The organism is Desulfitobacterium sp. (genome assembly GCF_982384815.1).
In genome coordinates, this window is record NZ_CEVWNY010000071.1 from 1 (window position 1) to 15383 (window position 15383).

Genomic DNA, 15383 nt, shown 5'->3' on the forward strand with positions numbered 1-15383 from the left:
GACATGGATGGTTTTTTCCTGGCTAAATTTCGCCGGGGTGAAGTTTAGCTGGAAGGATTTGGGTGAATACTATGAAGAGAGTGGATTGCCGAGATCTGAATATGGGGGAAATGGTTCAGCAATGTTTGGAGCTGGGACTACCGAAATTTCGGGGGCGACAGTTATTTCAGTGGGTTCAGCAAAAGGCTGTCCAAGATTGGGAGGAAATCAAGAACATCAGCGCCGACCATCGGCAAAAACTGCATGAAGTCCTTTCCCTACAGCCCTTTACGAAAGTGAAAGAGCAGATTTCACGGGACGGAACCCGTAAATTCTTGTTCCGTTGCTTTGATGGAGAGACCATCGAGTGTGTTCTCATGGACTATGATCGACTCAAGCACCGTGATCGACATACTGTCTGCGTCTCAACCCAGATTGGTTGTGCAGTGGGTTGCGCTTTTTGTGCTACCGGCTTGGGGGGCTTAAAGAGGAACTTAAGCCCTGGGGAGATTGTAGGCCAGGTGTTGGACATCACCCATATCCTGCGCCAGGAGGATCCGGACTTCCAAGTGACCAATATCGTATTTATGGGAATGGGCGAGCCTCTGTTAAATTACGAATCCGTCCTGAAGGCCATTGAACTATTGAATCATCAGGAGGGACAAGGAATCGGCATGCGGAGGATGACTATCTCCACCAGCGGAGTAGCCCCAAGAATTCGCCGGCTTGCTCTTGACAATGCTCAAGTGGGCTTGGCGGTTTCGTTGCATAGTGCCAATAACAAGACCCGCGATCAACTTATTCCCATGAATCGTCGGTATCCCCTAGAAGAACTGATGGAGGCCTGCGGAGAATATACCAAGCTGACAAACCGCCGGATTACTTTCGAGATCGCCTTGATTTCCGGACAAGCGACTCGGGAAGCGGCTTCAGAAGTGGCCCGACTCTTAAAAGGGCAATTAGCCCATGTTAATTTAATTCCGGTTAATCCGGTGGTAGAGACCGGCATGGCGAGACCGACTGCTAAGGAGATCCAAAATTTTGCTCGGGTTTTGGAGGGTGAGGGAACACCTGTATCTGTTCGTGAAGAAAAAGGGACGGATATCGATGCAGCCTGCGGTCAACTGAGACGGCAATTGGAGTGTGAGCAACAATGAATTTACTAGCCCGCTTCGAGGAAGTGGCGGAAAGTTTGTTTACGGGTATTTTCAAAAAGAATAACAACACCAGACTGCAACCGGTTGAATTGGCCAAAGAGTTGGTTCGCTTTATGCACAAGAACAAGCAGGTAAGCATTTCCCAAGTCTATGTGCCCAATGTTTATCGGGTTTTTCTCCATTCCAGCGATTGGAGTCCTTTTGCTAGCTTTGGGGATGCCTTTTTGATTGAACTATCCAAATATCTTTATGCCGAAGGAAAGAAAAGCGGATTTACCTTCTTAAGTAAGCCCTCCATAGAATTGCATTCCGATGATACGGTAAAGCCCCATGAAATGTTTATTGAAGTGGATTTTGATGACTCTATCGAAGTGCTCTGGGATGATAAAGATGAGTACACAGAAGATAACAATGAGGAATCCGCAGATAATATGGATTGGCGGGACCAAACCAATGTTTTTCAGGGGGAACTTCCTTTTAATCTTCTAAATTCCCCGGAGCATGGCAGGAAAATTCATTACGTTCTCGAAATTATTGTGGGACCGGATTCCGGAAAAACCTTCCCCTTAGAGGGGGAATGCTTTCATATAGGGCGTCATGGTCAGTGCGAAATCGTGCTTAAGGATCCGGAGGTATCGCGCAGACATCTTAAGGTAAGTCGTTTGGGTGATGAATGGATAATTGATGATTTAGGCAGCACCAATGGAACCTTGCTTAATGGTCAAAGGGTAGCTAAGCAAAAAATTGACTTAGGTGACCGGATTGAAATCGGTCAAACTGTCTTCATCCTACGTCACGATTGAACGAGATTTTGGAGGTTTCTATGCAGGGGATTTTAGTACTGGGAAGGCTGTTATTCATTTCCTTAATATATCTCTTCCTTTTTCGAATTCTTACAGCATTGTTGGCCGATTTGCAATATAAAGGGTTAATTCGCAAAAGCGATAAGGATTATGGGCGCTTGGAAGTCCTTTCCGGGGGAGAACTTTTGCCCAAGGGTCGGGTTTTTCGGATTGACCACAAAGGATTAAAGATCGGCAGAGGGAAAAATAATGATGTGGTCTTGGCAGATCACTTTGCTTCCATGGATCATGTGGTGGTACGACATCATAAAGGTGTAACCACTATCGAAGATATCGGAAGTACTAATGGAACTTGGGTCAATGGAGAGCGAATACATTCTCAGGTACAATTGGTTGCAGGAGACTATGTGAAAATTGGAAGTATAACTTTCCAATATTCGAGGTGGCAAAATGAGAGTTCTAAGCTTCAGTGAAACAGGCAGTGTGCGCAAAAACAATGAAGATGCCTTTCTCATCCTCCCGGAATACGGTGTTTATGCGGTAGCCGACGGAATGGGAGGACATCTTGCCGGTGAAGTGGCGGCAAGAACTGCTATTGATGAATTGAAAAACAGTGCCCCCGGCTTAGCAGTGATAGGAGATGAAGAGCTGGAGAACCAAGTGAAAGAAATCCTGGTTCGTGCTAATCGGGAAGTATATACCAGTTCGACTCGTAATCCGGCAACGGAAGGAATGGGAACGACTTTAACAGCTTTAGTTTTTCGGGATAATAAGCTTGTTCTCGCTCATGTGGGAGATAGCAGGGCTTACCTTTGGCGGGATAACAATTTGCTTCAGCTGACTAATGATCACTCTTTGGTGGGTGAACTTGTCCGGTTGGGACAGATTTCCCTTGAAGAGGCTGATAACCATCCGAAACGACATATGTTGGTTCGTGCCGTGGGTGCGGAATGGGATGTGAAGGTAGACTCCCAATCCTTGGAGTCGAAAACTGGGGATGTGTTTTTTCTCTGTACGGATGGCGTATCTAATTTAATCAGTGATCAAGAGTTAGCGGAGGAGTTCTTGCAGAATTGTTCATGGGAAGAGCACCTTGAACATATTCATAAGCTGATCATCGAGCGAGGTGCACCCGATAATTTTACAGCCTTGTGCTGTATAGCGAGTGACGGAATGAAAAGGGTCTGGATTTTACGTTTACTAATTTTAAGTGTACTTTGGGTCGGGTTAGGAGTATTGACCCTAGATGGTAAAACAAATGAGCAAATCCTTTGGCAGGCAGGGATCTTTTCGCTGTTGCTTTTAATCGGTGCAGCACTGGAAAAGCTAGTGGCTTTTAAAGGAGATCCTTACTTATTGCCAACAGTTCAGTTGATTTTAGTCATTGGCTTAGTTTTTTTAACACGAATTCGACCGGCTGCCGCCCTTAAGCAATTTTGGTGGGCGTGCCTAGGGCTGTTTGTTTATTATTTTGTTCTCTATGCTCTACGTGATTACCGTGCTTTGGGACGCATACGTTATTTATTTGGTTTAGGAGCTGTAATCCTACTGCTCATCACCTTGATTTTCGGGATAGCTCAAGGGGGAGCAACCAGTTGGCTGCATATCGGCGGGATAACCTTCGAATCCGAGGAATTAGTTAAGGTGGCCATGCTTATTTTCCTAGCTTCTTACCTTAGTGAACATGAGGAAGTCTTAAGAATCGGAACTGTGCAAGTCGGTAGGCTTTCTTTGCCTGATTGGCGCACTCTTGGCCCTTTTCTGGTCATGGGAGGCTTTTCCTTACTCCTTTTGGCCGCCCAGAAAAGTTTAGGTACCGCCCTGGTGTTTTACTCTCTATATGTTTTGATTCTCTATGTGGTGACAGAGCGTTTGCTCTATCTAGGCGTGTCAATTCCTGTGTTCTTATGTACGGGCACCTTGGGATACTTTCTTTTTGGCCATGTCCGAGTTCGGGTTGCCACCTGGCTAAATCCTTGGGTAGATACCAGCGGTGGCGGCTATCAGATTGCGCAATCCCTCTTTGCCATTGGCGGCGGCAAGATTCTAGGGACAGGCCTGGGTAATGGGATAGGGGCTTCTCAGGTACCGGCCTCCAGTACGGACTTTATTTTTTCTATCATCGCCGAAGAAGCAGGGTTTATCGGGGCAATGGCTTTACTGATGCTCTTTTTGGTAGTTGTTCTTCGGGCCTTCCATATTAGTATGCAGGCGGGGGATCGTTTTGGTCAGATTTTAGCCGCCGGCATTGGAATTCTAGTAGGCACGGAGGCAATTATTATCTTAGCGGGAGTAACCAAACTTTTACCTTTAACGGGGATACCACTCCCTTGGGTCAGCTATGGCGGGAGTTCCTTGCTCACCCACTTTTTGCTGCTGGGGATTTTAGCTAATATCTCGCATGCTGAGGCTGCCGGACCTTTAACCATCAAGAATAAGGGAAGGGAGTATGCAGCGTGAAAAAGGGACTAAGAAATGTTGCCGTAGGCTTCTGTTTAAGTATCGTTTGCTTAAGCTTCGGCCTAATCTATTGGCAAGTGGTTCGTTCTACAGAATTAATGGACAATCCTGCTAATCGCCGACTTATTCTTCTGGAGCAGCGAGTGGTAAGGGGAGGAATTTTCGACAGAAATGGCGAAGTATTGGCACGGACTGAAGTGAATGAGGAGAAAAAGACTCGTACTTATCCCAAGGGTGAGTCCTTAGAGCCTCTAATCGGTTACGCAACCCTTCTCCACGGTTCTTCCGGATTGGAGGCCTACCTAGGAGATTGGCTTTTAGGTATAAAAGACGCTACTGCCGTCCAGACCTTAGAGCAGGTTTTTCAGCTTCCCCGTAAGGGAAATGATGTTGTGTTGACTCTTGATTATTCCTTGCAAAAGGTTGCCTATGAAGGACTAAAAGGAAAAATCGGTTCTGCGGTGGCCATTGATCCCCGGAGCGGGGAGGTTTTAGCCTTAGTCAGCCAGCCTAGCTTTGACGGCAATGACTTAGACAAGAATTGGGATACGATCAGCAAAAAATCCGGCAGCCCTTTTTTGAATCATGCCTTTGCTCTTTATACTCCTGGGTCCACCCTCAAGGTCATGACTTCTGCAGCACTTCTGCGCGCCGGTCTTAATCCCAGTGATCTCTATAATTGTACGGGCACAGCCGTAATCAATGGTCAAGTTATCCGTGAACAAAATGACAAGGCTCATGGCTGGGTGAATTTTAATTTGGCTTTAGCCGAATCCTGTAATACTTATTTTGCGACTTATGGGGTAAAAGCCGGGGATAAAAGATTTCTTCAAGCTGCCAAATCTTTTGGTTTTGGTGAGGAAATTCCTTTTGAGATAAAGGTGAATCGTAGCTCCTTGACAAATGAAGGAGCTGTTCCTCATCACCTGGATGCCAATCTGCTGGCGGCCAGTGCCTTCGGCCAGGGCGAAGTTTTAGTTACACCATTTCATATGGCCTTGATTACTGCGGGCATCGCCAATCAAGGTGTGATCATGCAACCCCATATCGTGGATCAGGTCCTAGATGAGAATCAGGATGTACTTTACCGAAAAAAGAGCGAGCCTTGGTTAACGCCCTTATCCCCGGAAGAAGCCGGAAAAATTAAAAGTGCCATGGTTACGGCAGTTAATGATGGAACAGCCGCCCCCGGAGCAATCCCGGGAATCCAAGTGGCTGCCAAGACCGGTTCCGCGGAACCGGGAGGAAATGTTCGGACCCATGCTTGGTATATTGCTTTTGCTCCGGCGGATAACCCCCAAATCGCTGTAGCAGTTCTTGTCGAGAATGGGGGCACAGGGGGAGGGGCTGCGGCACCCATCGCCCGGGCAATCATCGAAACCGCATTAAGCCAGAAAGCAGGTGATAACTTGTGAGCAAGATCTTGAGCAATCGCTATGAAATAATCGATAAAATCGGCTCCGGTGGTATGGCCATAGTCTATAAAGCCAAGGACCTATTGTTAAACAGGATTGTCACAATTAAGGTTCTCCGCGAGCAATTTACAGCGGATGAAGAATTTGTCCGGCGTTTCCGCCGTGAAGCTCAATCGGCAGCTAGTCTGTCCCATACCAACATTGTCTCCATTTATGATGTGGGTAAGGATGGGGATACGGAATACATCGTGATGGAGTATGTGGAAGGACAGAACCTCAAGGATATTATTCGTAACTATGCACCCCTATCTACTGAGCAAACGGTAGAACTGGGGATTCAAATTGCCGAAGCGATTCGCCACGCCCATGAGCATCATATTATTCATCGGGATATCAAACCCCATAACATTTTGGTCACTGAAGATGGTCGCATCAAAGTAACTGATTTTGGCATTGCCCGGGCAGTGTCCGCAGCAACCATGACTCACACCGGGGACATTGTTGGGTCGGTGCATTATCTTTCTCCGGAGCAGGCCAGAGGGGTTCAGACTAACGAACAATCTGATGTCTATTCTTTAGGGATTATTCTCTATGAGCTTTTGACCGGGAAGGTACCCTATGATGGGGAAACTCCCATTTCCATTGCTTTAAAGCATTTGCAGGAACAGGCTGTCCTGCCAAGCAAACTTAATCCACGGATAAACTTAGCCCTGGAGAATCTGGTGATGCGAGCAATTGCTAAATCCCCGGATCAGCGTTATGCTACGGCCAAGGAATTACTGCAGGATCTTCATAAGGTTCAAGCCGGTTTACCTGTGGACAAAGTAGCAGGTGAAGAACAGGAGCTTGAGAGTACACGGATTCATCGTTCTTTAGGTAGCGGAGTGAATACTGCCCTAGCCTCCGATATTGCTCAGGCAGATAGCAAAAGCGGCAAAAAAGAAGTTCAGAAAAAGACGCTTAAACGCTGGCCTTGGGTTGCCTTATTAGCGGTTCTGCTGGTCTTTGGCGGGGTTTGGATTGGTTTTTCCAAATGGTTTAATGTCGGAACTACCACTGTACCGAATTTGGTGGGTAGATCAATTAACGAAGCAGAGGTTTTTATTAAACAGCGTAATTTACTCTTAGACCCGGAAGTACAAGAAGAGAACAGTGATGACGTGGAGAAGGGGAAAATTACCAGAACTGATCCGGCGGAGGGTACCAGTGTTCGCGAAGGACGGGAAATCAAGGTCTGGTTGAGTTTAGGCCCCGAACAAGCAAAGGTTCCTAACCTAAAAACCGGCGGGATGACTGAGGAAGATGCCCGTAATACTCTAGAGAGTTTAGGGTTTAAGAAAGATAATATCAAAACCCAAACAGATCCAAATTCCCCTTTGCCGGAAGGGATTGTGGTTGATCAGGATCCGGTACCGGGTATAGACTGGCCAAAGAATGGGTACATCACTCTGACCGTCAGTGCCGGAAAAGTCAACAAGCCTTTTGTTTTGAATAGTGTAATTGGCCAAACCCCTGCTCAAGCTAAAGCTTTTCTGGAACAGTTGGATTTAAATGTCATAGTCGAGAGCGAAAAGGTTGACTCCACTGAATTCCCTCCTGACGTTGTTTTGAACACTATACCCAAACCGGGCGAATCGGTTAAAAAAGGGGACACAGTCAGGCTTATCATTTCCCGGGGTCCCGGGCCTTTGGCCTTTAATCCAATCGACTTGGTAAACGTGGCATATTGGTATTGAGATGTTTATTATCTGTATATGTAACTCTTTTTTAGAGGAGATTAATTAAACGCATGATATCGGGAATACTGCTAAAAGGATATAGTGGATTTTATTATGTGTTTGCGGAAGGCCGAGTATGGGAATGTTCCCTACGCGGTCGCTTTCGTATTCGCAATCAGGAATTCCTACCGGGCGACCGGGTGAAGATTCTACCGGGAGCGGGAATGAAGGCGACCATTGAAGAAGTCGAGCCTCGGCGCAATGCTTTAGTCAGGCCGAGCATTGCCAATATCGATCAGGCCTTTTTGGTCTTTGCCTATGTGTCTCCGGAGCCGGACCTAAATTTGCTGGACCGGTTGATTATTCAAGTAACCGAAGCCCGGATTAAGCCCGTAATTATTCTGAACAAAGCGGATTTGGTCAATGCTTCCGACTCCTCCGGAATGATCCGGAGTGCAAAAAGCTTGGATTTTTACCGGGGGCTGGGGTACGACCTAATCAAAGTCTCCACAAAGACAGGAGAAGGGCTTAAAGAGGTACAAGACCATATTAATGGCAAAGTGACAGTGTTGGCGGGACCTTCCGGAGTGGGTAAGTCCAGCTTAGTTAACGCCTTATCACCTGACTTAGAATTAAAGACCGGTGATGTCAGTCGCAAGCTTAAGCGGGGCCGGCATACTACCCGTCATGTAGAGCTGCTGATTTGCGGCGAGGGCCTTTTGGCCGATACGCCTGGTTTTTCTTCCCTTTTTCTTCCCGGTATGAAGCGTGAAGAGCTCGGGGATTTTTTTCGGGAATTTCAAGACCTGGAACAGTGTCGGTTTGCAGATTGCCTGCATCATAAGGAGCCGGATTGTGCGGTAAAAGCTGCGGTGGCAGCGGGACAAATTCAGCAATCACGTTATGATCATTATTGCCAGTTTTTAGAGGAAGTTATTGCAGCCGAGAGGAGATATTAAGGATGATCAAGATCGCTCCTTCCATTTTGTCGGCGGATTTTGCCCGCCTCGGGGATCAAGTGGCCTTAGTAGAACAGGCTGGAGCAGAAATATTGCATATTGATGTGATGGATGGGCATTTTGTGCCGAATATTACTATTGGCCCCTTAGTGGTAAAGGCCCTGCGTCCTCACTCAAAAATGCGTTTTGATGTCCACTTAATGATTGAAAACCCGGAACGTTATATCGACGCTTTTGCTAAAGCGGGGGCAGATCATATTACAGTGCATTTAGAAGCAACCCCCCATATTCATCGGGCTATCCAACAGATCAAGGCGCTGGGTCTTACGGCAGGGGTTTCCCTTAACCCGGCCACCCCTCTGGATGGGATTAAATATATTCTCGATGAGCTGGATATGGTTTTGATTATGAGTGTTAACCCCGGCTTTGGGGGACAAAAATTTATCCCGGCGGTTCTGCCCAAGATTGAGGTTCTCCATCGCCATCTTGACCAAATGCAATCCACCTGTGAAATCGAGGTGGATGGGGGGATAAATCTTGATACTGCTGCGGCAGCGGTCAAAGCCGGTGCCAATATCTTAGTGGCCGGTGCGGCAGTATTTGCCGGCCCTGATCCCGCCCAAGCTGTCCGGGAACTTCGGGAGGCGTCCCATAAGCTAAATGGTGAAACCCGGTGAAAATAGCCGTTGTAGCCAATGGAGAATGGGATAAAGAATGGGGTAAAGCCGAACTGGCCGCCTATGATCGCTTAATTGCGGCTGATGGTGGGGCCAACTGTATTATCGACTCCGGCTATCTACCCCATGCCTTAATAGGGGATCTAGACTCTATCAAGCCGGAAAATCTAGAAATCTGTCGTAAGCAAGGAACCCAGATAATTTCCTATCCTTCGGAAAAGGACGAAACGGACCTGGAGCTAGCCTTAGAGTATGCGGTTAAACTTATCGAGGAAGAAAAAGAGAGCAAGAAAAACACCGAGATACGGGAACAAAAGCTTAAGGAGATTTCCTTGCTAGGGGCAACTGGGGGAAGAATTGATCATTTGTTAGGCAACCTGTCCCTGATGCTTGGCCATTATAAAAGAGGATATCAGATTCGCATGAAAGACCAGGGGCAAGAAATTTGGCTTCTTCATGGTCAAGGGAATTTGCAGGGAAAAAAAGGACAAAAGCTATCATTAATTCCGGTGGCGGAAAAGGCTGTTGTCCGAACGGAGGGACTTTATTATCCTTTGTGCAGTGAGAGTTTGCGTCAAGACTCGCCAAGAGGGATAAGCAATGTATTTTTAGGGGAAGATGCATTAGTGGAAGTTTCCGAGGGGATGATTTGGGTAATAACGCTTAATCCCGATAATATAAGGTAGTCTGCTATGGAGCTACGCAGCACCGGCAGATGATGAAAAATGTCTGGGTCCTGTAGCTTCTCGCACATCCGTTCACTTAGCGTCCCGGGGCTAGCATCACTTGCTTTCAAGGAGCTCCGCCAAACCTTCGGGTAATACCTGAAGTGAACCGGGTGGCTACGCTACCCTTGAAAGCTTCGTTTGCTTTTTTCGCCCCTCAGTGCTAAAGAAAGCTTGGCTTATGGCGAGTAAAGCGAGGCAGAAGCCTTAGCTGCCTTATACACAGTGAAATCGTTCTCTCCTGTGCGATAAGCTACGCTTTCGGGTCTTTTTGAGTCAACCTTCAAGTCATTTTTAGAGTAGTGATCTAATAATAAGTAAGGATTGAATTAAGGATGAGTAATAAATATTCAGACGAATTATGGTTAGGCACCATGCTCAAGGATGAAGTCCGCTGGGTACTGGTGGGTATGACCCGGACAGTGGAAGAGGCAGCGACCCGCCATAAAACAACACCGGTGGCCACAGCCGCCTTAGGTCGGTTGATGGGGGCTTCTTTACTCCTGGCCAGCTCAATGAAAGGGCAAGAGGCAATTACCTTACGACTTTTGGGTGACGGACCTTTAGGCGGGGTAGTAGCCATCGGCAATGCTCGGGGAGAGGTTCGCGGATATGTTCATGAACCCAATGTAGACCTTCCTTTAAATGCCGAAGGTAAACTGGATGTAGCCGGTGGGGTAGGAGCCGGGGAATTTGTTGTCAGCCGCACTCTGAGTAACGGCGAAAGCTATACGGGCATGGTTCCCATCGTTAGTGGGGAAATCGCCGATGATTTAGTCCATTACCTACACAGTTCTGAGCAAATAAACTCTGCGGCACTCCTGGGTGTGTTAGTCGATAAGGATCTCCATGTGGCCGGAGCGGCAGGGATGTTGTTCCAATTGTTGCCTAATGCCTCGGAAGAGAGTATTCGAGCCATCGAGGACCGACTGGCTAACCTTACCCAAGGGATTGGCCAAATTGCCGCCGATAGTGACTGTATGGAAGCTTTGCTTAAGAATCTTATGGGGGATTTGGATTACCGCATCTTAGAAAAACGCCCTGTGCAATATAAATGTACCTGTTCCAAAGAGAGACTAAGTGAAACCTTAGTCAGTATAGGTAAAGAAGGCTTTGAAGAGATTCTTGAGGATAAGCAAGCTGAGTTAGTTTGCCATTTTTGCAATGAGCATTATCAGTTTAGCGAGGATGAGCTGCGCGGGCTTTATGAACAAGTAAAGTAGGCGAAGTAGGTGGGTCTATACTGAAAAAGATCCTTCGCTTATGCTCAGGATGACACACACTATGCCATACTGAACGCAGTGAAGGATCTTGCCCAGATAGCACCGTTTTCATCTTCTTAATAAAAAACTAAAGCCGGTACCGAATAATCGATACCAGCCAAGTTTAGCATATTAGGATGTACGTACAAGTGTAATTATATTGCACGTTGAACTTTACCGGAACGTAAGCATCTGGTGCAAACACTGATCCGGGTCGGAGTGCCGTTGACGATGGCGTGAACCCTTTGCAGGTTAGGTTTCCAAGTCCGCTTTGTCCGGATATGAGAGTGGCTGACCTGAATACCTGTAGCAACCCCTTTTCCGCAAATAGCACATACATTAGCCATGCTCTTACCTCCTTTACACCGGAAATGATACTTATGTATTCTATCAAATGTTTGAGGGATTGGCAAGGTTTTTCCTGAAAATGATATCGATGAATGGTACAAAGTGAATATTATAAGATAGTGGACAATGATTAATGACATATTAACATAATTTTCTTTGAACATTTCATTAATACTTGGTAAAATAGTGACGATATGGACACATGCCGAAGAGGGAGGTCCTTGTATATGGGTAAAGAGATCAGTAATAATTTAGGGATGATCGATATTTCGGAAGAAGTTATTGCCACCATTGCCGGTGCAGCTGCCGTAGAATGTTATGGGCTTGTAGGTATGGCCTCGCGGAAATCAAGCGATAAGTTTTCCGAGCTCCTGGGACGCGAAAATTTAGCCAGGGGAGTGGTTGTATCCATCGATGATAATCAGGTCGTCATTGATTTGTATATTATCGTCGGCTACGGTGTAAAGATTTCTGAGGTAGCTACTAACGTCATGGAACGGGTCCGCTATACCACTGAAAATCTTACGGGCTTGAAGGTAGCACAAGTCAATGTCAATGTCCAGGGTGTGCGTGTCCTAGAATAAAGGAAAGTTCCGGTGGAGTCTGGACTCTACCGGAAGCTTGACTTATCCGTCACCGGATAAGGACCAGGTCCGATAGAGTAGGGGGATTATATTGAAATCAGATGGAGATACAGGCCTTATAGTTACCGGACAACAGTGGAAACAAATGATGCGCTCCGGCGCTAAGGCTTTAGAACGCAAGAAGCATGATGTAGATGCCCTAAATGTATTTCCGGTACCGGATGGGGACACCGGAACAAATATGAATTTTACAATTCAATCCGCAGTTAAGGATGCGGAAAAGACTTCCGGCGCAACTGTCGCAGAAGTGGCCTCCGCAGTTTCTATGGGCTCCTTAATGGGTGCCCGGGGTAATTCCGGGGTAATTTTGTCCCAACTTTTGCGGGGAATTGCTAAAGGCTTAGAGGGCCATAAGGAAGCAAGCGGCCAGCAGATTGCCCACGCCTTACAAATGGGTGTGGATACCGCCTACAAAGCAGTTATGCGACCCGTTGAAGGAACTATTCTTACAGTGGCCCGTGAAGTTGCTAAAGGCGCCCAAAATAGTGCCAAACCGGGAGCTGCCCCAGTTAAGGTATTAAAAGATGCTTATGCCCGGGGCCAACAAACCTTAGAAAAAACACCGGATATGCTTCCAGCCTTAAAGCAAGCAGGAGTTGTAGACGCCGGTGGACAGGGCTTCCTCATCATCCTGAATGGTTGGATTGCTGCTTTGGAGGGACAGGAACTCGAAGAAGAGGTAGTAGCAGATGTTCCTCAGGCTGAGCCGCAGATGATGCGCGGAATTACTGCCGTGGAGGATTTGGAATTCCCTTATTGTACTGAGTTCTTGGTTAAAGGGGAAAACCTGCAAGTAGATAAAATCCGCGAGGATTTAATGGGACGAGGGGATTCACTTCTAGTTGTCGGAACAGAAGAAGTAGTGAAGATCCATGTCCATGTCAAGAATCCGGGCCGGATCTTGGATTATGCTATCCAATGGGGTGCTCTCCATGAAGTAGCCATTCATAATATGTTGGCTCAGAATGAAGCAATGGCTCATGCTCAGAAAACGAACGAACCTGAGATAGCTGGAGTAAAAGACCAAAGTTTTGTTAATCAGGACCAAGAATCAGCTGATGAAGTGGAAGAAAAAGACAATGGTATCGTTGCCGTGGCAATGGGACAAGGGATTGCCGATGTCTTCAAAAGCTTAGGGGTAGATGAAGTTATCTTCGGTGGCCAGACCATGAACCCCAGTACGGAAAATATCGTGGAGGCAGTACGAAAGGTCAATGCCAAGAATGTCTATATCCTTCCCAATAACGGCAACATTGTCATGGCAGCCCGCCAAGTAAAAGATATCGTAACCGATCGTAATATATTTATTATTCCAACAAAATCAATCCCACAGGGGATATCGGCATTGGTCAATTATAATCCCCATGGGAATGCTGCGGATAATGCCGAAAATATGGAGGAGGGCTTATCCCTAATTAAGTCGGGGGAAGTAACCTATGCGGTTCGTGATTCTCAGTTCGGAGAATTAGAGATTAAGGAAGGTGACATCCTGGGACTTATTGAGGATGTCATCCAGGTAACAGGGAAAGAACGCCTTGCTGTTGCCAAAGAGACCTTGAATAAGATGGAGTGGAAGGATCATGATTTGGTGACCATCTTCTATGGTGAGGATGTTTCAGAGGATCAAGCAGAGGAACTTAAGAATTGGATTGAAGCAGAAGCACCTCATATTGAATTAGAGCTTTATCCCGGTAACCAACCACTGTATTATTATATTTTTGGCGTAGAATAATAACTAGAACCCTCCGGAGAAATCCGGAGGGGTTTTTACATCACAAGGAGAGAGTGTTATGGGGCGGAGTACGGTATTTGACCTAATCGGACCGATAATGGTTGGTCCTTCCAGTTCGCACACTGCCGGAGCGGTACGGCTGGGGGCCATGGCCAGAAAAATATGCGGGGGGGAACCGGCTGAAGCCGAGCTGGTTCTCCATGGCTCTTTTGCTGAAACCGGTAAAGGACATGGTACAAATCTGGCTTTAGTAGCGGGGCTTTTGGGAATGAACCCGGATGACGAGAGAATCCCTGAGGCTTATGCTATTGCCGAAGAGAGAGGAATATCCATCCACTTTAAGACCGGTGATTTGGGTGATGTTCATCCGAATACTGTGAAAATCTCTTTAATTAGTCAGACGGGGCAAAAGGTAGAGATTACCGGTTCATCCATTGGGGGAGGACAGATTAAAATTCTTGGCATCAACGAATTCAAGGTGGAAATCAGGGGGGATTATCATACCTTAGTGGTATTGCAAAAGGACCTTCCCGGAGTAGTGGCTCAAGTGACCTCTTTGATCGCCTCGACCCAAATCAATATCGCCCAAATGCGAGTGTCCAGGGAGAAAAAAGGTGCTCATGCCCTCATGATCATTGAGACTGATCAAGCTGTTGACCCGGCTGCCTTAGCTTTGATCAAGAAGCTTCCGGCAGTAAATACAGCCATGGCTGTTGAACCATTAGAGTAAGTGGCTGGACAAAGGAGCATGATAAGTGGATAAGGAGGGAAAGTCCATGCGTTCCATTATGGAATATGTGTCCCTTGCCGAAGAAAAAGGTAAGAAAATCGGTGAGATCGTTTTAGCCGAGCAAGCCGAAGAGGCGGAAAAGACCCTTGAAGAATTAAGGCGGCAAATGGCCCAAAATCTTCAAGTGATGCGGGAAGCGGTTCAAAGCGGACTAAGGGGCGAACGCAAGTCTTTGTCAGGATTAGTAGGCGGTGAGGCTCTTAAGGTTGAGACTTTGCGCCGTTGTGGAAAAAGCTTAATTGGAGATCTCGTCAATGGAGCAATTGCCAGGGCTTTAGCGGTAGTCGAGGTCAATGCCGGTATGGGAAAAATCGTTGCTGCACCAACTGCCGGTTCCTGCGGTGTGTTGCCGGCTGTGCTTTTAACTGCTGAAGAAGCATTAAAGTCTTCAGAGGAGGACCTGGTAACCGCGTTATTTTGTGCAGCCGGTGTCGGAATGATAATTGCCGATCGGGCTAATGTATCCGGTGCGGAGGGGGGCTGTCAAGCGGAGATCGGTTCAGCGGCCGGGATGGCGGCTGCGGCGGCGGTAGAGTTAGCCGGTGGCGGTCCTGGAGCTTGTGCCCATGGGGCGGCTATCGCTATGAAATCTTTTTTGGGGCTGGTTTGCGACCCGGTAGCAGGGCTTGTGGAGGTACCCTGTGTAAAGCGGAATGCCACAGCCGCAACTGTTGCTCTAGCAGCAGCAGAAATGGCATTAGCGGGGATTGAAAG

15 protein-coding genes and 1 pseudogene are annotated in these 15383 nt (G+C 47.1%); 15 read left to right on the top strand and 1 reads right to left on the bottom strand.

The genetic code is table 11. The features are described from left to right. Nucleotides 1–62: 62 nt before the first annotated feature. The 11 genes and pseudogenes from rlmN to hslO all read left to right on the top strand — a co-directional run bounded on the left by rlmN (nucleotide 63) and on the right by hslO (nucleotide 11116). Complete coding sequence (gene rlmN, locus AC1U9U_RS10960; protein WP_479960604.1) at nucleotides 63–1136, top strand: dual-specificity RNA methyltransferase RlmN; 1074 nt, start codon at nucleotides 63–65, stop codon at nucleotides 1134–1136. Beyond that, nucleotides 1133–1939, top strand: a complete 807-nt coding sequence (locus AC1U9U_RS10965; RefSeq protein ID WP_479960605.1) for an FhaA domain-containing protein — start codon at nucleotides 1133–1135, stop codon at nucleotides 1937–1939. The genes rlmN and AC1U9U_RS10965 overlap by 4 nt, the downstream gene beginning before the upstream one ends. A gap of 20 nt (nucleotides 1940–1959) precedes the next feature. Next, nucleotides 1960–2412 (top strand): FHA domain-containing protein, encoded by a 453-nt coding sequence (locus tag AC1U9U_RS10970; protein WP_479960606.1) that lies wholly within the window; start codon nucleotides 1960–1962, stop codon nucleotides 2410–2412. After that, nucleotides 2390–3100 (top strand): annotated as a pseudogene (locus AC1U9U_RS10975) (Stp1/IreP family PP2C-type Ser/Thr phosphatase); the annotation flags it as partial. The gene AC1U9U_RS10970 and the pseudogene AC1U9U_RS10975, both read left to right, overlap by 23 nt. A 12-nt stretch (nucleotides 3101–3112) precedes the next feature. After that, on the top strand, nucleotides 3113–4399 hold the full coding sequence (locus AC1U9U_RS10980; protein ID WP_479960617.1) for an FtsW/RodA/SpoVE family cell cycle protein: 1287 nt from the start codon (nucleotides 3113–3115) through the stop codon (nucleotides 4397–4399). Next, the gene (locus AC1U9U_RS10985) at nucleotides 4396–5814 is read left to right on the top strand and encodes a peptidoglycan D,D-transpeptidase FtsI family protein (protein WP_479960607.1); all 1419 of its coding nucleotides are present in this window, start codon (nucleotides 4396–4398) and stop codon (nucleotides 5812–5814) included. The genes AC1U9U_RS10980 and AC1U9U_RS10985 overlap by 4 nt, the downstream gene beginning before the upstream one ends. Continuing rightward, complete coding sequence (pknB, locus tag AC1U9U_RS10990; protein ID WP_479960608.1) at nucleotides 5811–7550, top strand: Stk1 family PASTA domain-containing Ser/Thr kinase; 1740 nt, start codon at nucleotides 5811–5813, stop codon at nucleotides 7548–7550. Before AC1U9U_RS10985 ends, pknB begins: the two co-directional genes overlap by 4 nt. 53 nt (nucleotides 7551–7603) lie before the next feature. Then, nucleotides 7604–8491 carry a ribosome small subunit-dependent GTPase A gene (gene rsgA, locus AC1U9U_RS10995; RefSeq protein ID WP_479960609.1) on the top strand — a complete coding sequence of 296 codons (888 nt, stop codon included), beginning with the start codon at nucleotides 7604–7606 and terminating at the stop codon, nucleotides 8489–8491. Between the two features lie 2 nt (nucleotides 8492–8493). After that, nucleotides 8494–9168, top strand: a complete 675-nt coding sequence (gene rpe, locus AC1U9U_RS11000) for a ribulose-phosphate 3-epimerase (protein WP_479960610.1) — start codon at nucleotides 8494–8496, stop codon at nucleotides 9166–9168. Next, the gene (locus tag AC1U9U_RS11005; protein ID WP_479960611.1) at nucleotides 9165–9854 is read left to right on the top strand and encodes a thiamine diphosphokinase; all 690 of its coding nucleotides are present in this window, start codon (nucleotides 9165–9167) and stop codon (nucleotides 9852–9854) included. Before rpe ends, AC1U9U_RS11005 begins: the two co-directional genes overlap by 4 nt. A gap of 374 nt (nucleotides 9855–10228) precedes the next feature. Beyond that, nucleotides 10229–11116: an Hsp33 family molecular chaperone HslO gene (gene hslO, locus AC1U9U_RS11010; protein WP_479960612.1), complete on the top strand. Its 888-nt coding sequence runs from the start codon at nucleotides 10229–10231 to the stop codon at nucleotides 11114–11116. A 194-nt stretch (nucleotides 11117–11310) separates the two neighbouring features. Here hslO and rpmB read toward each other — a convergent pair whose 3' ends face one another. Continuing rightward, nucleotides 11311–11502 (bottom strand): 50S ribosomal protein L28, encoded by a 192-nt coding sequence (rpmB, locus tag AC1U9U_RS11015; protein WP_479960613.1) that lies wholly within the window; start codon nucleotides 11500–11502, stop codon nucleotides 11311–11313. A 228-nt stretch (nucleotides 11503–11730) separates the two neighbouring features. Here rpmB and AC1U9U_RS11020 point away from each other — a divergent pair, with 228 nt between their 5' ends. The 4 genes from AC1U9U_RS11020 to sdaAA all read left to right on the top strand — a co-directional run. Continuing rightward, complete coding sequence (locus AC1U9U_RS11020; protein WP_479960614.1) at nucleotides 11731–12087, top strand: Asp23/Gls24 family envelope stress response protein; 357 nt, start codon at nucleotides 11731–11733, stop codon at nucleotides 12085–12087. A gap of 145 nt (nucleotides 12088–12232) precedes the next feature. After that, nucleotides 12233–13879: a DAK2 domain-containing protein gene (locus tag AC1U9U_RS11025; RefSeq protein WP_479960618.1), complete on the top strand. Its 1647-nt coding sequence runs from the start codon at nucleotides 12233–12235 to the stop codon at nucleotides 13877–13879. Nucleotides 13880–13937: 58 nt separating this feature from the next. Continuing rightward, the gene (sdaAB, locus tag AC1U9U_RS11030; protein WP_479960615.1) at nucleotides 13938–14609 is read left to right on the top strand and encodes an L-serine ammonia-lyase, iron-sulfur-dependent subunit beta; all 672 of its coding nucleotides are present in this window, start codon (nucleotides 13938–13940) and stop codon (nucleotides 14607–14609) included. A 46-nt stretch (nucleotides 14610–14655) separates the two neighbouring features. Further along, nucleotides 14656–15383 (top strand): L-serine ammonia-lyase, iron-sulfur-dependent, subunit alpha (gene sdaAA / locus AC1U9U_RS11035; RefSeq protein WP_479960616.1); only part of this gene is annotated, 728 nt, incomplete at its 3' end.